Raw genomic sequence first — 19944 nt, 5'->3', positions numbered from 1 at the left:
CTTTATGAACAAGCAAAAAAGCCCACCTAGTGTGGGCTTTTTTGTGCCTGTCGTCTTTCAGCTAAACAACCGCTTTAGCTGAAAGACTTGAGTAGAGCTCTAACCTCGAATGATCATTTGTTCGCGCTCTGGACCTACCGATACCATTACGATTGGCACGCCCATCAACTCTTCGATACGCGTAACGTAATCTTGTGCTGCTTGAGGAAGGCTCTCAAACGTGCGGCAGCCAGTGATGTCTTCATCCCAGCCAGCCATATCTTCATATACAGGCTTTAGTTCAGCCGTTTGTGGCCAAATCGGGTTTTCAGTGTGCTCACCAGAGTAAGCGGTACAGATCTTAAGTTCAGACAAACCAGACAGGCAATCAATCTTAGTCAGTGCGATTTCCGTTGCAGCTTGCAGGTCAACACCGTTGCGAGTTGCTACCGCATCGAAGTAACCCATATCACGTGGGCGGCCTGTTGTTGCGCCGTATTCGTTAGAGCTTTCGCGGAAGCTATCTTGCTCTTCCATTGCAGTCACTAGCGTACCAGTACCTACAGATGAGCTGAACGATTTAGCCACAGCAATAACGCGCTCAGGGCGAAGGGCAGGTAAACCACTACCGATGCCTGCGTATGCAGCGGTTACATTTGAAGATGTCGTCCAAGGATATTCACCGTAAACAAGGTCGCGACCTGCACCTAACTGAGCTTCGAACAGTAAGTTCGCGTCTTGCGATTGCAGTGCTTTAAGCGGCTCAGTTACGTTGCAAATGAATGGGCGCCAAGCTTTAGTCACTTCAAGTAGCCATTCCGTCATTTCAGAAGCAGTCTGAGTGAAGTCACATTTAGGGTATAGCGCTTTAAGTTGAGGCATCTTCCAATCAAGTAAAAATTGAATGCGTTGCTCTAAAATTTCAGGTTGATTCAACCAACCGACAAGAATGCCTTTCTTCATCACACGATCGCCGTACGCTGGTGCAATACCTTGACGTGTTGAACCATAAGCGCCATCGCCTAAACGCTCTTCTTCAAGCGTATCTTCCAGCGCGTGTAAAGGCAGACAAAGTGTCGCACGGTCTGAAATTGCCATTTTAACTTTGATACCAGCCGCTTGTACTTCAGCAATTTCTTCAGTTAACGCAGCTGGGCTGATCACCATGCCAGGGCCAAGAACCGCCGTACAATCAGGATTAAATATACCACTAGGCAGTTGATGCAGTTTGAATGTACCGAAGTCGTTTACTACGGTATGGCCGGCATTGTTTCCGCCTTGAAAGCGAATGCTAGCAGAAGCTTGGTCTGCTAAAAAATCAACGATACGGCCTTTGCCTTCGTCGCCCCAGTTTGCGCCTACAACAACAATAGATGGCATAATTTTTCTCCTGACTGATTGAGAAATCATGTTAGGCCTACAAAGTGGATAAGAGAAATTAATTATCTTTATTATCTTGATAAGGATTTCATATATCATGTAAAAAACCTGGGAGGGATATGATGCTCGATATTAATTTGTTGAAGACGTTTGTGACGCTAGCGGAATATAAGCATTTCGGAAAAGCAGCCAACGCACTGCATATGACACAACCTAATGTGAGTTTGCACCTAAAACAACTGGAACAACAAACACGCATCAAGTTGATAGAGCGAAGTCCGTTTCAACTGACTCAAGCAGGTGAAAGGTTACTAGAGACAAGTCAAAGAACGTTACTCGAACTTCAGATTTGTCAGGCCGATCTCAATGCGATTAACGATCTCAAAATAGGGACGTTAACTATTGCCGTGAGCGACATCATCTCTCGATTCTTGCTGATTCGTCAGTTCCAGAAGTTCAAAGCGCAGTATCCGGGAATCGACCTTACGTTGTTGAATACCACGTCATCTCAAGCATCGAGTTTAGTTAAGAATGCTCAGGCGGATCTTGGCTTCGTTATTGCCAAAGAACAACACAATGAGTCGTTGTATTTCACAAAGCTTCAAGAGCTTTCATGGTGTGCGTTAGGCGATGGCTTCGACATGCAATACTCTGATAGCAAGACAGGAAACGAGGTTAAAGATGACGATATAGAGACAGAACTCACCTTGATTCTACTTGGCCACGATACGAGAACCCGTGACTTCATTGATGAAGGTTTACCAAGCCTTAATCTACCCAATCATAGAGTCATGGAAGTAGGGAGTGTCGATGCTCAAATCGACTGGGCAGAAGCTGGGTTTGGAGTGGCCATCATTCCTGAGTTTGCGATATCCACTAAGCAGCATTTGAATTCAAAGGTTACGCCATTGACCAATTTCTCTAGCACCAGCCTTGGCTATATCGTGAGGCAGAACCAAGTCTTGTCTAAAGCGACCAAGCAGTTATTAGGCTGGGTGAATGATGAGATTACTCTGTTACAAAACAAATAAACGCCATCACTGACTTTGAGTTACCTGAGCCTGCCAAGTCTGGGCTTTTTGTGTTCTGTTAATCATCGTTTCTAGCATGTTAATTCGTAGGTGACTTCCCAAAATAAAAGGGTCGCTAATGAAGTGCTTGGTTGATACGGTACAATTCAATGATATGAAAGTTAATTTAGTACGCTAGTTTGGTAAATAGAACATGAAAAACACTGATTTTAGTCTGATCCCGTATTTTGTTGTCATGATGGAAGAGCTCTCTATCTCGAATACCGCGAAACGTTTTGGCGTTACTCAACCCGCAATTAGTAAGGCGCTTAACCGACTAAAAGAAACCTATGATGATCCGTTGTTTGTGAAAACAAAGGAAGGTTATAGACCGAGCAGTTTTTGTTATGACATCTACCCTCAGATAAAACAGGCCTACGACGCCTTTGAATCGACTTTCCCGAGTAAGCGAAAGTTCGACCCAACAAAAATTGAAAGGTCGTTTAATGTCGCTTGTATTAGTGGGGCAACTTATTCATTGATGAAGCGTGTATCCGATATCCTCTATGCGGAGACGCCAGATATCGGTCTTCATATTGACCCTTACTATACCGCAGACATCATTCTAGACCTTCGCCAACACCGATATGATTTGTGTATAGTCCATACGCCTATCAACGATCCGGCAATGGAATGTATTCAGCTCTCTAACGAACCTATGGTGGTTGCTTATGATAAAAACCACCCTAGATTAGGGAACGAGATTACGTTGGAAGAATACCTTGAAGAGAAGCATGTTCTTCATAGTATGTGGGATACCAAAGAATCGCCGTTAACCAAAACCAGTAAGTATGCGAAAAGTAGAAAGGTTGCACGAAAGGCGCCTGGCCCATTTGAAATGCTTGATATGGTAAGAGGGACGGATTGGCTTTGTATTAGTCAGAAATCGATACTTGAAAGGTATGGCTTGCTGGATGATTTTAAGCTGTCGCCTTTACCGTTTGAATCGGATCTTGGTACTGAATATCTGGTGTGGCACAAGAGTCGTAATGCAGATATGGCGCATTCATGGTTTAGAAAAAAGATTGTTGATGCCTCACAAAAAAAGCCCCAGTGGGGCTTTAATTAGTCAGTTATCTTTAGTGGTTAGTAACCGGGTTATCTAGCTGTTGCTCCGCTGTTTAACCCTTACTCCGCTATTTCGCGTTTTGTGCTTGCATCTGCTGAATTAACTTTTGCATTTTTAGCGTGTTGTAATTGATCTCTGCGGCACTGAAGCCTTGGCCTTGTTGCATTGGGTAATCGTTTAGAGAGCCCATGAACTTAATCACTTCTTGAGACATTGGTACGAATAACCACATGTTGTCTACCATCCAACGAGTGTACATGCCAGATTCTTTCGCTGCGGTTTCAAACGGGTCCATACGTAGGTTTGTAATTGAAGCCCAAGCAGGAGCTTGACGGATAGCCGATTGCATTGTGCCTTCCATCATAGCGAAGCTTGCTTTCCAATCGTTCCAACGAAGCGCATTGAAGTCACCGTTTGCAGAGAAGTAGAAGATAGTTTCACGGGGTGACTTTTCAGCCTCTCCTTCAAAATATGGCATAAAGTTCGAGCCATCTAAGTGAACACGCCAATCTGTATTATTTAGAGAAACACCTTCTTTAAGGTCTTCAACGATAGAGTCATTACCGGCAGCTGCCGCTAGTGTCGGTAACCAGTCTTCTTGAGACATTAGCGCATTAACCGCAGAGCCAGGTTCGATTACACCAGGCCATTTCACGATTTGTGGAACACGCATGCCGCCTTCGTAAGTTGTGCCTTTCTCACCGTGGAAAGGAGATGTACCGCCGTCAGGCCATGTAAACTTTTCTGCACCGTTATCGGTAGAAAGGATAACAATCGTGTTGTCTGCAACTTCTAAGCGTTCAAGAGTATCAAGCAACGCGCCGACGTTGTCGTCTAATTGAGCCATACCATCAGCGTAGATGCCTTGACCTGAAATGCCGCTGTAATGCTCGTTCAGACGAGTCCAAACGTGCATACGAGTCGAGTTGTACCAGATAAAGAACGGCTTATCTTCTTTTACAGATTTCTCCATGAACGTGATAGCCGTTTCGGTAAAGTCCTCATCGATGTTTTCCATACGAGCACGAGTCAGTGGACCCGTATCTTCGATTTTGCCATCAGAGGTTGCTTTGATAACGCCGCGAGGCCCGTAGTTCTTTCTGAATTCTGGGTCTTTTGGGTAAAAGTAGGTTTCAGGCTCTTCTTCCGCGTTTAAGTGGTAAAGGTTACCAAAGAACTCATCAAAACCATGGTTTGTAGGAAGGTGTTTGTCTTGATCGCCTAAGTGATTTTTACCGAATTGCGCAGTCGCGTAGCCTTCTTCTTTAAGAGCATCACCAATGGTAGGAGCCCAGTCAGGAATACCATGCGAAGAACCTGGCATACCGATGGTAAGTAGGCCGGTACGGAAAGGGTGTTGCCCAGTCACGAACGAAGCACGGCCAGCCGTACAAGATTGTTGTGCGTACATATCCGTAAAAATAGCACCCTCGTTAGCAATACGGTCGATGTTAGGCGTTTCGTAGCCCATCATTCCACGGTTGTATGCACTAGTGTTGTAGTAACCAAGATCATCTGCCCAGATAGCAAGAATGTTCGGTTGGTCTGCCGCAGCGACGCCTTGAGCAACGCTGAGTGCGCTCATTGCTAACACGGTTTTGGTTAATTTAGTCAAGGTAATGTCCTTTCTTTAGTTTCTATTTGTTTAGAAAGAAAATACCAATTTTGTATTAACTCAGAGGACTACTGGGTATGAATTCTAGTTACTTAGAGGAATAGTGGAGCCGTGATTAGGGCTAGTGTTTTACTCAAAATCAGAGACCTGCCCAGAGTTTATTTCTTGATTAAGTGAGCCTTATTCATTTTCGTCCCATTTCGAAAATCAAATTCGCCGTTGACAAAGTTTGATGATCAAACTAAATTTCAACCAATTGCTTTGATTGTCTAATTACTTGTCAATCAAAGGGCTTTTATTAACAACGATCATCTAACCGCAAACATCAGCTAAGGACGCCATTTTGAGTTTTCCAACACGTCACCAACACAACTTTTCTTCACATAACAGTCAAGGTGAGAAACGCACGTTCTATGTCCTGTTATTGACCGTCGTTACCATGGTTGTCGAAATCGTTGCGGGTACCATTTATGGTTCAATGGCATTGCTTGCCGATGGTTGGCACATGGGAACGCATGCTGCAGCGTTTGGTATCACCTTATTTGCATACCGATATGCGAAGAAACATACCGAGAGTGAACGTTTCTCGTTTGGTACTGGCAAAGTCAGCGTGTTAGGGGGCTACACCAGCGCGATTGCATTGGGTATTGTGTCATTATTGATGCTGGTGGAATCAGTGCATCGTTTATTTAACCCACAAGCGATTCAGTTCAATGAAGCGATCATCGTTGCCTGTATTGGTTTAACTGTGAATGTGGTGAGTATGTTTTTACTCGGCGATCACCATCATGATCACGGACACGAGCATGGCCACGATCATAGTAACAATCATAGTAAGAATCACGGTCATTCACATAGCCATGATCACGACAGCGACCATAATCATAAGCATGGTGAGCACCATCATGACCATAACCTACGCGCAGCCTACATGCATGTGTTGGCGGATACGTTGACTTCACTGTTGGCCATTGTTGCGCTGCTGTTTGGTAAGTTTTACGGTTGGAACTGGTTAGATGCAGCAATGGGAATGGTTGGCGCATTTGTGATTGCTAAGTGGACGATGAACCTTATGAAACAAACCAGTCCAATCCTGCTTGATGAGAATATCCACCAAGATTATCGCGACTCAGTGACCGAAACCTTAACGCCTTATGCGTCGGTCACCGATTTCCATATGTGGAAGGTGAGTGGGCATCACTATTCAGCAGCAATTACTCTTGAATCAAACAGTGATAAAACCGTGTCTGAATATAAACAAATGCTCTCCAAGTTTGATAAGATTAATCATCTTACTCTTGAAGTGCATTCAAACGACCATGCGAAATATAGAACAGCTTAACCAAATACTGACTGAGTTCTACGATAAAATGTCTTCGTGGGAACAGTCTGTAGTCAAAGAGACGGGTTACTCCCTGGCTCAAGTACACACTATTGAAGTACTTGGTATGCATGGCGCGTTAAGAATGAAAGAGCTCGCTGAAAAGCTGGGCATCACCACGGGTACATTGACCGTTCAAATCGAAAAGCTGGTTAAAGCCGAATTGATTGAACGCCATGAACACCCAACGGACCGTCGTGCAATCGTGGTTGCATTAACTGATGAAGGACAGAAGATTCACGTTCACCACAATCAGCTTCACTTGAACCTAGTTAATGAATTAACGCAAGACATCGAAGAAGATGAGAAAGCGGTATTACTAAAGTGCCTATCTAAGATGGTAAAAGCGTTTTAGTCAGCCTTAAGTTCGAACCCTAACTTATTAGCTGCAAAGCAATTGATTAAGAAATCTAAAAATGGACCTGACTCGAATTGAGTAGGTCCATTTTTTCGCCGTTTTCTCTCGACTATACAATCACTAATCGATGGACTCACCGTTTCAAAAACAAGTCAAAACCTCCCAATATTGCTCTTCGTTCTTGCTCCGCTGATGAGCCAAAAAAATGTCATTCACAGCCGTCAGATCAATAATTGCCCAAGCTGTTTTAATTCAAAGCCTTAATAGTAAGGCGTTCAGCTATTTATACCCCGTCAAATATCTGTCTCTCAGTTTTATAATTCTATTAATGTACATGTAGCGAAAATGTGTTATTGATTGATCTGTCGTTAATGGGTTGGGTCTTCTTTGTTTGAATGTATTGATGATGTCACTACTGGCGGGCAGGGCCGCTGCAAAAACTCAACCCCATTACTGATAAAAAATCATAACAATAACTCGATCGCACTAGCCGTATATCCATGCTTTGATGCGATCAATTAGATACTTATAGTTAATTTAGTAAAGACGAGCCATGTATATGAATATAAAGAAAAAGCTCTATTCGTTGGGGGTGTTCTCCATCTTCGGCATGATTTCATTGTTGTTTACCACCTCTCAATTTGCGGACACCACCGCTAAAATGAGCGAAGCCAAACAAATTACCAAAGAACTTGAAGTGCGACTGCTCAACCTTCGTCGTAACGAGAAAGATTTCTTACTTCGCAGTGATCTGAAATACCTCGACAAGTTCGACGTAAATTACAAAAAATTCTTAGCGTCTGAATCTGGGCTTAATGCTGTGCTGAATGATCTGGGTTTGGCCAACAGTACGCATTTGCGTGAAGATATCGAAACGTACCACACAAGCTTTGTTAACCTTGTTAAAGCCAGCCAAGTGTATGGACTAGCACGAGACAAAGGCTTGTTAGGGGAATTTCATGCTGTACTCGATAACATCAGTGCCACCGCGAGTGCTGAACAAAAAATTGAGCTGTATCTCTTCAATGATCTGATCGAGAAGGGTGAGTTCGACCCAAGTGTTCTGTCTATTACTTCTAATGCGGGTGGCTCAGCTGCTTTGATAGAAGCAGCTCGTCAAGTCGTAGATCAGAAACGAGTGATAGGGTTAAAACATAACGAAGGGTTACTAGGGCAAGCGCGCACAGGTTCGCACGTTATCGAGACTCAATTCAAAGAATTCTCGGCCGTGTTAGATCAACAGGCACAGCAAGAGATGGATAAACTATCGCTGATCAACAACACCCTTTGCGTCACACTGTTAGTGGCGATCATTCTATTCAGCTGGTTAATCGTACGTTCAATCATCGGTAAGATTGAATCTCTACTTACTGTGATCCGTAATATTGTCGACTCGAACGACGTGTCTATTCGTGCGACGGAGAATGGCAAAGACGAACTCGGTAAGCTAGGCGAATACTTCAATCAACTGCTAGATCAGCTTGAAGGGTTGATAGCAACGTCTCAATCTAAGTCGCATCAGTTGACACAAAGTACGTCGAGCATGCATGACGAGCTTGAATCGGTCATCAAACAGTTTGAAGTTCAAGCAAATCACACCTCAACAATGACAACTTCAGTGCAAGAGATGGTACTGACTATTGGGGAAATATCAGAAAGTACATCGGTTGCCGCTGAAGGCGTTCATCAAGCGAAAGTGAATGCCGATAAAGGTCGTGAAGTGGTGGTTGATACCATCAATAACATTACCCAGTTGTCTGAACGCCTTTCAAGTAGCCAAGATTCGATTAGTTCTTTGAATCACCATGTCGATCAAATTGGTAGTGCCGTTAACATTATCCAAGGTATTGCGGAACAGACTAATTTATTGGCACTGAACGCAGCCATTGAAGCCGCTCGTGCTGGTGAGCAAGGTCGTGGCTTTGCCGTTGTTGCGGATGAAGTCCGAGCGTTAGCAAGCAGAACGCACCAATCAACCACTGAAATCACCAGTGTAGTCACTGCAATCCAGAGCCAAATGAATGCTTCTATGACAGAGATTGGCGAGTGTAACCAACAAGGCCAGCTGACACTTAAAGATTCAGAAGAACTGGATGCAAGCTTGCAACTGATTTTGAGTGATATGGAAAGCATTCAAGGCAACTCAGAACGTATTGCTTCAGCGATTGAAGAGCAGGGTGCCGTAATGACACAAGTGAGTGACTCAATTACTGAGTTGAATACCATCTCGAATGATAACAACGCTTCGGCGCAGCATTGCTTGGTCGAAGTCGATAAAGTAGCCGAGCAAGCGAACGATATGGATCAAGCGGTAGCGCAGTTCAAGACGTCATAAGATTTCTAGAGCAAGTTATAAACCAAATATGTGAATCATTTGAAACCAAAGACGTGAGTTCATAGAAAACAAAGGCGTGAATTATTCGCGCCTTTTTTATACCTGAAGGATAGGCAAGTGCCTGAATCGATAGAAATAAGAATAAGGCATTACAAAATAGACTTAAGTATCTGTGGAATAAAACTAAAATAATGACAGACTAACGATGAACGAACGCATTGACGTGAGCCATATCTTTGGCGCGTTTCAAATAAACGTTAAATCTTACGGAAGAGGAATAGCATGCACTACGACGTATTCAATGGAGACGCAGACGGCATCATCGCGTTGTTACAACTGCGATTAAGTGAACCGAGAAAAAGCGTGCTCGTCACCGGTGTAAAGCGTGATATTAAGTTGGTTTCTCAAGTTGCCAGTCAAATCATAGATCCGGGCACTCCAAATGATGTCTCTTCCGTTACCGTTCTTGATGTGTCGATGGAGAAGAACCTGCCAGCATTGCACTCACTGTTAGATGCCAACATCGATGTGTTTTACTGCGATCACCATCGAACAGGGGACGTGCCAACCTCTGAGCATTTAGACACTCTGATAGACACCTCGGCAGAGAGTTGCACGAGTTTATTGATTAACCGGAAGCTAAATGGTGCACACGTAGCTTGGGCAATCGCGGCGGCCTTTGGTGATAATTTAAAAGTAGTGGCCGCACAGTTAGCTGATGAAAATGGATTCGAACAATCACAAATTGAGTTCTTAGAAGAGCTAGGTACCTTGGTTAATTACAACGGCTACGGTACATCACTGAGCGATTTGCACTTCACGCCAGTTGAGCTCTACCAAACCCTTTATCAATATCCGAATCCGTTTGATCTTTTTGATGACACAGACTCGGTGTTTTATCGACTACGAGCTGCTTACCAAAATGACCGCCAGCAACTATCAAACCTTGCCCCTGTTTATGAAAGTAAAGTCGCACGTGTGTTTGAACTGCCCGGTGAGACTTGGGCAAGACGTATCAGCGGTGTATTTGGCAATGAGATCGTGAATCAAGATCCAAACCGAGCGCAAGCAGTATTAACGAAAAACCAAGATGGCGAATCTTATACTGTTAGCCTAAGAGCACCACTATCCAATAGAACAGGCGCAGATGAAATTTGCTCTAGCTTTGTAACTGGCGGAGGAAGAAAAGCAGCGGCTGGCATTAATCAACTTAGCGAACTTGATAGAGGGAATTTCATTTCACTGTTGGACGCTTATTATTCGCCGAGTGTTGAGCGCTAACGAAAATAGTAGCGAGAGTGAATAGGGTAAAGAGAGGCCATTTGGCTTCTTTTTTTGTGTCTAAAGTCACCCAAATAAGCCTTTCAAAAACTTAGTTAGCATCAAATTCGGCACTTCACATTGTATGACATCAAAGTAAGAGTGATTATCAATTGTATTAATTCTGGGGAAATAGCACTATACGCATATTGAATCTTCAGTATTTTGAATATCCTTATAATGAATCTTGCCCAGGTCGACCTTAACCTACTCGTTATTCTTAAACACCTTCTTGAAGAGAAGCACGTATCAAACACAGCCTTGGCGCTAGGCATGAGCCAACCGACGGTGAGTCGTTCACTACAAAAACTACGAACGGTATTCAACGATGACTTGTTAGTCCGCGCAGCCTATGGGTATGAGTTAACTCCGAAAGCAGAAGTCATTAAGCAAGACCTCAACTCTGTGCTCACACGCCTTGAGAAATTGGTACATGGAGACGTATTTGAACCGCAGACGAGCAATAGTACCGTTCGGTTCTTTGGCTTGGTTCCGCAAGTCTCGCATTTGTTACCAAAAGTGGTGGCACAAATCCGCAAGCAAGCGCCGAATATGGTTGTCGATATCGACTCGATTCCTAAACGACACTTTGAACCTCTGTTATCAGGTGATGCGCACTTTGTATTGTCGACGCATGAACCATTAAGTTCTGAACAAAACTTGTATCGAATGTTCGTAATCAGTCGCGACTATCGGTTATTGATGAGCAAAGACCACCCTCTGGCGGATAAAGAGATCACCGTTGATGATTTATTGAGTAGCCAACTCGGCCAGATCTCACTGCAAGGGGATAAGAAGCTCTCGATTGAAAGTCGTTTCAAAGATTTGGGCTTGATCGATAAGCAGCGTCAGCTATCGATACCGATTCAACTGTCTAACTTTAACGTCGCTCCAGATATGGCTGAAGCGACCGATATCATCTTTCACCTGCCGACACCTTTCGCTCAACAAGCAGCAAAACAGAGAAACCTCGTTTGTAAACGCGTACCCAAAGCGATCAGGAGCCCATCAGAAGACGTATATCTCTACTGGCATAAACGTTTCCACAATGACCCTATGTGCCGTTGGATTCGTGAACTATTTAAAGAGACATACTCCTAAGTTATCTGGCACATGAATGTTACGGGCTCAATGCTAATGAATTGAATATATTTTGTCTGCATTATTTGATAAATGAATAATCATAATGAATTTTCAGCATGAAATTTTCGTTGATTGGAGTGATAACTGACTGTTTAATGCAAACCATTATCATTACTAATTACATATAAGAATAAATATCATGTCTGAGAAATCTCTGTTGATTCGCAAGCCTCTTTTAGTTCGCAAGCACCTTATAGTTCGCAAACCTCTTATGATTCGTAAACCCCTTTCGGTCGCAGTAGCTGTTATTTGCACCTCACTATCGGCTAACGTGTTAGCGCAAAAAGAAGCGCAAGCGACAGATGAGCAAATGGTTGTTACGGCAACTCGTACTGAAATGGCTCTAAAACAAGTGCCAGCTTCAATGTCGGTTATCACCGCTCAAGACATCGAAGACAGCCCTGGAATCACTTTGGCTGACATCGTTGCAGAATCAACGAGTGTGGAATCTGATTTTGATAGCACACGTGCTGGCCGTCAGATGATCTCTATTCGTGGTATGGATTCAGACTATACGCTTATCATGGGGAATGGCCGTCGCTTAAGCTCTGCAAGTGCCATCATTCGTGGTAACGATTTCGATCTCTCGACTATTCCAGCTGAGTCAATCGAACGTGTTGAAATTATCCGCGGCCCAATGTCTGCACTTTACGGTTCAGATGGTATGGGTGGCACAATCAACATCATCACCAAAGCTCCAGAAAATGATTGGAGCTCAACGATTAACATGGACACTTCGTCTCCATTAGACGGCAATGGTGGGGAAGAATATTCTGTTGGTTTTACCACGTCCGGTGCATTGATTGATGATGAGTTATTTGCGCGTTTTTCTTTAAATCAAACCTCGCGTGACGCATGGCAACCATATACAGGTAATGGTCGTGAGAATATTACCGCTCTAGAGGAACGCGACACTTTAAGTTTGCTTGCCAACCTGACATGGAATATGACAGACAATCAGACGATTGATTTGGACCTTGGCTATAGTGACGATAAACGTGATGGTTTAGCAGAACACGCTACAGGTTCGAACCTAGTGGATAGTAATGTTGTACGTAACAGTCAAGCGATTACACACAGCGGTTTTTGGAACTGGGGTGACACACAAGTTCGTTACTCTCGTGAAAACGTGACAGACAACGATGCCGCTGATCTAGGTAACAATTACAGTAGCGATGTAGAAGAGCTAACTCAAATAGTAGAAGCGTCAGCAACGACTTATCTTGGTGATAGTCACACCGTAACTTTTGGTATGGACTACCAGTTGAGCGAATTAACCAACAAAGAAAACTTGATCAACGGTACATCAGAAGCGTATCAAGGTGCTTTGTTTGTTCAAGACCAGTGGTTGATGACTGAACAACTCACCGCAACCATTGGTGGACGTTTAGATAAGCACGAATTGTACGGTGAAGAATTCAGCCCGCGTGTGTATTTAGTTCACCAAACGACTAATGACCTCATCATCAAAGGTGGTGTAGGTAAGGCTTTCAAAGCACCTTCGCTGACTCAAAACCAAGCCGACTACACAGTTAATAGCTGTAAGGGAGCGTGCGATTTATATGGCAACGAAAACTTGAAGCCTGAAACGAGCTTGAACTATGAAATTGCAGCAATATACAACCAACCACGTTGGAATGTTGAAGGTGCCTTGTTCCGCAACGAAATCAATGACCTTATTGATCGCGATGAAACGTACTGCGAGAACGGCGGAGTGTTTGAATCGGGTAAAGGATGCGCAGACAGTTCTAGTTCTACTGGCTATGTGAAAGGGAAGCGTACTTATACCAATGTATCTGAGGCGGTGGTTCAAGGTGCCGAACTTACGGGTCAATTCCAGATTACCGATGAGTGGGGCGTGTCTGGTAACTACACGTTCTTAGACACAGAAGATAAGTCAACGGGTGAAGAACTGCTTGAGCGTTACAAGCATTCAGGCTTAGTTAAACTGAACTGGAGCCCAACTTTCGATCTGAATGCCTTTATTAGTGCGCGTTACCGTGGAGAGCGTAATATCGAAACTGATTTGACTCAAGATGCATACACTACTTTAAACATTGGTGGCGTATACAACATTAATGATTCAGTTAGAGTACGTGCAGGCATTACTAACTTGACTGATGAAGCTGTATCACAAGAGCTAGAGAGTATGGGTTATGTTGAAGATCCACGTACTTACTACGTAGGGATGACAGCGGACTTCTAATCAATCTGTGTTTGATTTGGTAGGAAGATACATATAGAAACGAAGAACCCACATTGGCTCGATACTCTATAAAGAGAACGGCGAGTGTGGGTTCTTTTTTGTGTGCTTGTATCGGTTTAATTCGTTTGGAATTGGCTTACCTAGATTTTTACACAAGTGACCAAAGCATTACCTGATTTGGTATCCCAAGGCAGCAGCTTGTCATAATCGTGCTCAAAAATATGAACCTCAAAGTAGGGCTTCAATATCTCGATCAATTCCTTAAACGAGAATGCCACCATAGGGTGTACGTCATTCCATACTTGAGTTTCACCCGCAGTCGTTTTTTCGATACTTAGCTTTAACATTTGCTTACTACCTTCGCCGGAGTAGTACCAACCTGAGCGAAAGGTAAAGTCATCATGTTCTTTGTTGGCTGTATGTCGAACAAACAAGTCATTGCTTATCTTCTCTTTATCAACCACGTTGAAGCAGAAGACACCTTCGTGTTTCAAAGCTCGGTGCACGCTTGCAATGCACTCTTTTAGTCTCTCAATACCGTCGTTGTAATGGATGGAATACAAGAAACAAGTGATAAGATCGAGCGGTTCTGAGACCTCAAAGTTACTCATGTTTTGTACTGAAAAGTTAGCTTCAGGGCAACGAACTTGAGCAATGTTGAGCATTGGTTTATTCAGATCAAGGCCACTACTTTGATAGCCGTAATCAATAAAATGGCGAACGTGTGGTCCAGTGCCACATCCAAGGTCGAGGTGTGTTTTTCCTTCATTTCCAAAAATCTGATGTAACCTACGAACGCAGTCACTCTGCGCTTGGTAGTCAATATCGACACACATTAAATCATAGTAACCGGATAGGTCGGTATAGAGTGCGTTGGCGGACATGTTTGCCTGCAGCATTTGCTGAAAAAATTGGGGTGGCGCATAGTAAACTAGAACTTAAAAATAACAAGAAAATCTTGGGTCAACTTATAAGCTTAAATGACCTTTTCTTGATGCTTAGCAATTGTTTCACGAGCCACACTCTATACATGCACCTTCGTGGTTTACTGAGACTCTATTTTTTCCGTTGGATTTAGCACGATAGAGCGCGTCGTCTGTAACTCGAATCAACGTATCTAGGGAGTTGTTGGTACGAACGATGCAGCTGTCGGTAATGCCAATACTGACGCTTGATTGAAACTTGGTGCGATTAAATCCCAAGAATTGATGGGTTCGAAATTCTTCGCAAATACGTTGACCAACAATTTTTGCTTGTGAGTATGCCGTGTTGAGAATGGTTCCATGAGTCGTTCGGTTTTTTGGAAAGAAGACGATAAACTCTTCACCTCCCCAACGGCCAACCACGCCGTTCAAGGCTTTGACGTGCTTCTTGATGGTATTCGCGAGAGTACGAATCACATCGTCACCAACACTGTGTCCAAATTGGTCATTAATCTTTTTGAAGTCATCAATATCCAATAGTAAACAAGACATCTCAGTTTGTTCTTTTAACGGCTTTTTTAACCAATCGTAAATGGCACTGCGGCTGAACACTTGTGTTAGCTCGTCGTGAAGTGCGCGGTGCAGTAGCTCTTGTTCTATATCACCTTGTCGGAAACGTCTTCTATCACCACTTGAATCGCTTTCTCGCCTTCCCAATTAATGATGTTGTCGTAGATGTTGAAGTGTTTTTTACTCCCGTCAAAGCATTGGTTTTCAACCACAGAACTGAAGCTTGGTGTATCACCGGCAAGAATACTCTGGCTGCGTCTCATGGCATTGATACGACTGTCCGGCGGAATAATTGAAATGATTGAGTCCATGGCGAGCACTGCTTCTATCGATTTGGCACCCTGCATTTCAACCCAGGCTTGATTAACCATTAGAGGCTTGAAATTTTGGTGGACGAGCACACCCTGTTTCGAACTATTGAGTAAAGTCCGGTACATACGATCTTTTTCTTGATGTTTACGCTCTGAAGCAACAACTGAGGTAATATCTATGATCATTACACGAAGAGCGGGGCGGTCGTTGACTCTGACCGCTTGAGCAAGGCCAAACAGCGAGAGAAGGCGGTTATTCACCGGAATATCTTTATAGAGCTTTCCCTTTCCCAGTTGGCCTTTAATCGCAGAAAGGTAACGTTCACGGACAGAGCCGTGATAATCTTTGGGTATTAATGAGTAGACAAAATCGACGTTGTTGAGAAGTGCTTCACGGCAACTGTAACCGAAGATTTTTGCAATGTTTTCGTCGACATCGATGACACGGTGGTCTTGCAGCGTAATATAGCCCTGTGCAGAGTCGAAATTCTGCCTAGGGGTGGCTGTGGTTAAATCTAGTTGGATGCTCATATAGATCTGACTACATATCCTCTCACCAAAAACAGGTGCTTTAAATAAATGGTGGTGTCGTAAATAAATTGTGACTGCTGTATATCGACAAAGCTATCAGATACCTAACACGGCAAGCGTCACGAGATTATGTGATTAAAGTGTGCCGTACGCAACTTTTTGAGGGTAGCGTAATTTTACTGTATCTAAAACGGATAAAAAAATTATTAAGGATAATTAAAGAGTTATGGAAATAAAAATTGATGATTTGTCGGGTGGAGAGGTTATTGAGCTACTCGAAGAGCATTTAGCTGATATGTATGCGACATCGCCAGTCGAAAGCGTTCATGCACTGGATCTAGATGGGCTCAAGTCGCCAGAGATTACTTTTTTCAGTGCTTGGAAAGACAGCCAACTGCTTGGGTGTGTCGCCATTAAAGAGCTTGATACACAACACGCTGAACTGAAGTCAATGAGAACCTCGCAGTTTGCAAGAAAGTCCGGTGTCGCAAGCAAGCTATTGCAGCACGTTTTGGATACGGCAACCGCTCGCCAATATCGACGTATTAGCCTAGAAACGGGATCGGAAGACTACTTTAAGCCAGCGCGTAATTTGTATCAAAAATTTGGCTTTGGTTACTGTGAACCTTTTGCTAATTATGTGTTAGACCCGCACAGTCATTTCATGAGTATTGAGTTACGTTAAGAGGCTAACCTTTGATGCCGACTTATTTTGCAGGTTTTACTCTCGGGCTTTCGCTTATTCTCGCGATCGGTTCTCAAAATGCGTTCGTTCTTAAACAGGGCTTAAAGAATCAGCATGTGTTTGCTATTTGTGCTGTCTGCGCGATTTCAGATGCATTACTGATCAGCTTTGGTGTGATGGGCTTTGGTGCAATCGTTGATCAGTTTCCACAAATTGAGCAGTTTGCTCGTTACGGTGGGGCTATCTTTTTAGGGGTTTACTCATTCTTGAGCTTTCGCTCAGCATTTACCGAAAATCATGCCTTAGAAGCCGGTGTCGAAACCAAAAACTCTTTAACCAAAGCAGTTACCATGTGCTTAGCGTTTACTTGGCTTAATCCGCATGTGTATCTGGATACTGTGGTATTGCTGGGTTCTATCTCTACACAATATCAACCAAATCAAATGTTGTTTGGTGCAGGTGCAGTATCGGCTTCATTCGTGTTCTTTTTTTTACTTGGCTATGGTGCACGATTCTTAGCTCCAATGTTTAAGAACCCGAAATCATGGAAGATGTTGGAGTTTGTTGTAGGAGTGATCATGGCATCTATTGCACTATCTTTGGTTGTTTAGTTTTGCTCTGCTTTCGTTAACTTCTCCTCATCAGTTGAATGCTGGTGGGGGAAAGTACGGCTTGTTAGCTTGTTAGCTTGTTAGCTCGTTAATTAGTAATTAGTAATTAGTACTGTATCCCTCCGTCTCGCCTCCCTAGCTATTAACTATTCTTTGCAAAGATTTCGCATTTCTTTGTTGGTTTTAAACGCCCTGATAACAACAAATTAAATTATTTCGTGAAATAACGAATTATTCTTCGTCTTTTGAATTTTGGGTTCGTCTTAGGGGTGTAACAAGAAATTATTAACCCGATTCGGAGCCAAAAATGACTAAATTGATTAGCTTTAAAAACTGCCCATTTGTTCAACGTGTAATGGGTTCACTAGTAATGAAAAACGTCCCGTTTGAAATTGAGTACATTGAACTGAATAACAAACCACAGTGGTTTTTGGATATCTCACCGAACGGGCAGGTACCTGTATTAATTACAGAGAACGACACCGTCCTTTTTGAATCTGATGCAATTGTTGAATATCTAGACGATAAATATACGCCTATTGAAGAGGTTTCACCCGAGCAGAAAGCACTCGACCGTGCTTGGTCTTATCAAGCGAGCAAACATTACATGCCACAGTGCGGCACCATGGCGAGTAAAGACAAAGAGACATTTGAAACACGCTTAGCCAATTTACAAAAGGCGTTCCTAAAGGCAGAGAAAAAACTGGGTGATACTGAGTTCTTTAAAGGGGACTACATCTCTAACGTCGACATCGCTTGGTTACCACTGTTACACCGAGCATTTGTAATTAAAGAGCGTTCAGGCTTCGAGATGCTAGAAAGCTTCCCGAAAGTACAGAGTTGGCAAGCGGCTCTGATTGAATCTGGATTGACCGATAAAACCGTTCCAGCGGACTTTATTGACAAGTTCAGCGGATTTTATTTAACGAATAACTACTTGGCTAGTCTCGCTGAATCTCGCTAAATAAAGATTAAGTAATTTACGGCGTATAGTTTAGGCCAGAGACAACTAAAACCGCTCTAACGTTGAGCGGTTTTTTTATGTCAAAAATAATGATTGGTCACGCTATGGGCATAGTTGATCCAAAGCCTGAAATTAGTTGGTTTTCACAAGCTTATAAACGGTAAATAATGCTAACTCATTTGGTAGTTGATCGGTATTTTGATAAATTAAAGGGATTACAGACTTCCAGTGAGCAGCAATGAAGATTCTTCACACGTCCGATTGGCATCTTGGCCAAAACTTCTACAATAAAAGCCGTAAGAATGAACATGAACGGTTTTTACAATGGTTACTTGAGCAAGTTACAGAGCACGACATCGACGCGATCATTGTTGCTGGCGACATTTTCGATACCAGCACACCGCCGAGTTACGCTCGTGAGATGTATAACAAGTTCGTGGTCGACTCGAACAAGATCGGCTGTCAATTGGTGTTGTTAGGTGGAAATCACGATTCGGTGTCTGTGCTAAAAGAGACACAACAGCTGCTCAAATACATGGGCGCAGACGTGATTCCTAATACCAATGAAGATCATGCGACTCAGGTTGTTGAACTAAAAGGCAAGAACGGCGATGTAGAAGCGCTGGTTTGTGCCATTCCTTTTATTCGCCCTCGCGATGTGTTGACCAGCCAGGCGGGTGTCACCGGTGTTGAACGCCAAAAACAACTCGGCGAAGCGATTAAACAGCACTACCAAAGTGTTTATGATGCCGCTATAGAAAAACGTGCGACGTTTGAAAACAGAGAGCACATGCCGATTATCGCTACTGGTCATTTAACGGCGATGGGTGTTCAACAATCGGATTCTGTACGCGACATCTATGTCGGCAACCTTGATGGTTTTGCCGCTGATGGCTTCCCAGACGCAGACTATATTGCACTTGGTCATATCCACCGTCCACAAGTGGTGGCAAAGCGTGAATACATTCGTTACTGCGGCTCACCAATACCATTAAGCTTTGATGAACTTAAATCTCAAAAGCAGGTATGTGTGGTTGAGTTTGTTGAAGGCGAGCGCACCATTTCTCAATTGCCAGTTCCAACGTTCCAACCCCTAGCTGAAATCAAAGGCGACTTGAGCGAGATCGAATCTCAACTGAATCAATATATAGGCTTAGATAGCGACCAAAGCGTGTGGTTATCGATAGAAGTGCAAGCGCAAGATTACTTGTCGGATCTTCAAGAGCGTATGCGCACACTAACCGAAGGTTTGAATGTGGAAGTGCTTCAATTGCGCAGAGCAAGAGAGCGTCGCAATCAAGCATTAGAGCAAGAGTCGGCAGAAACGCTGTCAGAATTGAGCCCGATGGACGTGTTTACGAAGCGTATTGCCTTAGAAGAATTTGAAACCGATTCTGAAAAAGCGCGTTTAGAGCGCATGACGGTGAAGTTTAAACAAGTGATGGTTGAAGTGTCTGAGAGCGCTCAAGCGCCAAACAAAGTAGAAGAGTAAC

15 protein-coding genes and 1 pseudogene are annotated in these 19944 nt (G+C 43.4%); 12 read left to right on the top strand and 4 right to left on the bottom strand.

Features of this window, described 5'->3' with window-relative positions:
• Nucleotides 1–99 precede the first annotated feature (99 nt).
• Nucleotides 100–1359, bottom strand: coding sequence for an adenylosuccinate synthase (locus tag ACED28_RS13680; protein WP_135442889.1), 1260 nt, complete (start codon nucleotides 1357–1359; stop codon nucleotides 100–102).
• A 119-nt stretch (nucleotides 1360–1478) separates the two neighbouring features.
• Between ACED28_RS13680 and ACED28_RS13675 the strand changes: the two genes are divergently transcribed.
• On the top strand, nucleotides 1479–2390 hold the full coding sequence (locus ACED28_RS13675; RefSeq protein WP_371710064.1) for a LysR family transcriptional regulator: 912 nt from the start codon (nucleotides 1479–1481) through the stop codon (nucleotides 2388–2390).
• A gap of 193 nt (nucleotides 2391–2583) precedes the next feature.
• Nucleotides 2584–3498 carry a LysR family transcriptional regulator gene (locus ACED28_RS13670; protein ID WP_012604073.1) on the top strand — a complete coding sequence of 305 codons (915 nt, stop codon included), beginning with the start codon at nucleotides 2584–2586 and terminating at the stop codon, nucleotides 3496–3498.
• Nucleotides 3499–3565: 67 nt separating this feature from the next.
• Here ACED28_RS13670 and ACED28_RS13665 read toward each other — a convergent pair whose 3' ends face one another.
• Nucleotides 3566–5083, bottom strand: coding sequence for an arylsulfatase (locus tag ACED28_RS13665; RefSeq protein ID WP_240798050.1), 1518 nt, complete (start codon nucleotides 5081–5083; stop codon nucleotides 3566–3568).
• Nucleotides 5084–5456: 373 nt separating this feature from the next.
• Between ACED28_RS13665 and dmeF the strand changes: the two genes are divergently transcribed.
• The 6 genes from dmeF to ACED28_RS13635 all read left to right on the top strand — a co-directional run bounded on the left by dmeF (nucleotide 5457) and on the right by ACED28_RS13635 (nucleotide 13856).
• Nucleotides 5457–6455, top strand: coding sequence for a CDF family Co(II)/Ni(II) efflux transporter DmeF (gene dmeF / locus ACED28_RS13660; RefSeq protein WP_371710063.1), 999 nt, complete (start codon nucleotides 5457–5459; stop codon nucleotides 6453–6455).
• On the top strand, nucleotides 6433–6849 hold the full coding sequence (locus ACED28_RS13655) for a MarR family winged helix-turn-helix transcriptional regulator (RefSeq protein ID WP_009846872.1): 417 nt from the start codon (nucleotides 6433–6435) through the stop codon (nucleotides 6847–6849). Before dmeF ends, ACED28_RS13655 begins: the two co-directional genes overlap by 23 nt.
• A gap of 613 nt (nucleotides 6850–7462) precedes the next feature.
• Nucleotides 7463–9187 carry a methyl-accepting chemotaxis protein gene (locus tag ACED28_RS13650; RefSeq protein ID WP_371710082.1) on the top strand — a complete coding sequence of 575 codons (1725 nt, stop codon included), beginning with the start codon at nucleotides 7463–7465 and terminating at the stop codon, nucleotides 9185–9187.
• A 282-nt stretch (nucleotides 9188–9469) separates the two neighbouring features.
• A complete protein-coding gene (locus ACED28_RS13645) occupies nucleotides 9470–10468 on the top strand; it encodes a DHH family phosphoesterase (RefSeq protein WP_371710062.1) in 999 nt (332 codons plus the stop codon).
• 219 nt (nucleotides 10469–10687) lie between these two features.
• Entirely contained in the window at nucleotides 10688–11608 is a 921-nt protein-coding gene (locus tag ACED28_RS13640; protein WP_371710061.1) for a LysR family transcriptional regulator, read from the top strand.
• Nucleotides 11609–11861: 253 nt separating this feature from the next.
• On the top strand, nucleotides 11862–13856 hold the full coding sequence (locus tag ACED28_RS13635) for a TonB-dependent receptor domain-containing protein (RefSeq protein WP_371710080.1): 1995 nt from the start codon (nucleotides 11862–11864) through the stop codon (nucleotides 13854–13856).
• A 140-nt stretch (nucleotides 13857–13996) separates the two neighbouring features.
• Here the strand turns inward: ACED28_RS13635 and ACED28_RS13630 are convergent, their stop codons facing one another.
• Both ACED28_RS13630 and ACED28_RS13625 read right to left on the bottom strand, forming a co-directional pair.
• Complete coding sequence (locus ACED28_RS13630) at nucleotides 13997–14740, bottom strand: class I SAM-dependent methyltransferase (protein ID WP_371710060.1); 744 nt, start codon at nucleotides 14738–14740, stop codon at nucleotides 13997–13999.
• Between the two features lie 126 nt (nucleotides 14741–14866).
• Nucleotides 14867–16191: pseudogene (locus ACED28_RS13625) on the bottom strand (diguanylate cyclase).
• A 226-nt stretch (nucleotides 16192–16417) separates the two neighbouring features.
• On the opposite strand from ACED28_RS13625, the gene ACED28_RS13620 reads away from it, so the two are divergent.
• The 4 genes from ACED28_RS13620 (at nucleotide 16418) to sbcD (ending at nucleotide 19943) form a co-directional block, all read left to right on the top strand.
• Nucleotides 16418–16876 carry a GNAT family N-acetyltransferase gene (locus tag ACED28_RS13620; RefSeq protein WP_012604063.1) on the top strand — a complete coding sequence of 153 codons (459 nt, stop codon included), beginning with the start codon at nucleotides 16418–16420 and terminating at the stop codon, nucleotides 16874–16876.
• 14 nt (nucleotides 16877–16890) lie between these two features.
• Nucleotides 16891–17487 (top strand): LysE/ArgO family amino acid transporter, encoded by a 597-nt coding sequence (locus ACED28_RS13615; RefSeq protein ID WP_041472819.1) that lies wholly within the window; start codon nucleotides 16891–16893, stop codon nucleotides 17485–17487.
• A 307-nt stretch (nucleotides 17488–17794) separates the two neighbouring features.
• Nucleotides 17795–18451 carry a glutathione S-transferase family protein gene (locus ACED28_RS13610; RefSeq protein WP_371710059.1) on the top strand — a complete coding sequence of 219 codons (657 nt, stop codon included), beginning with the start codon at nucleotides 17795–17797 and terminating at the stop codon, nucleotides 18449–18451.
• A 238-nt stretch (nucleotides 18452–18689) separates the two neighbouring features.
• Nucleotides 18690–19943, top strand: coding sequence for an exonuclease subunit SbcD (sbcD, locus tag ACED28_RS13605; RefSeq protein WP_371703225.1), 1254 nt, complete (start codon nucleotides 18690–18692; stop codon nucleotides 19941–19943).
• The last annotated feature ends 1 nt before the right edge of the window (nucleotide 19944 follow it).

It is taken from the genome of Vibrio sp. 1F253 (genome assembly GCF_041439295.1).
Classification (GTDB): Bacteria; Pseudomonadota; Gammaproteobacteria; order Enterobacterales; family Vibrionaceae; genus Vibrio; species Vibrio tasmaniensis_A.
This window is presented reverse-complemented; position numbering and strand designations above follow the sequence as displayed.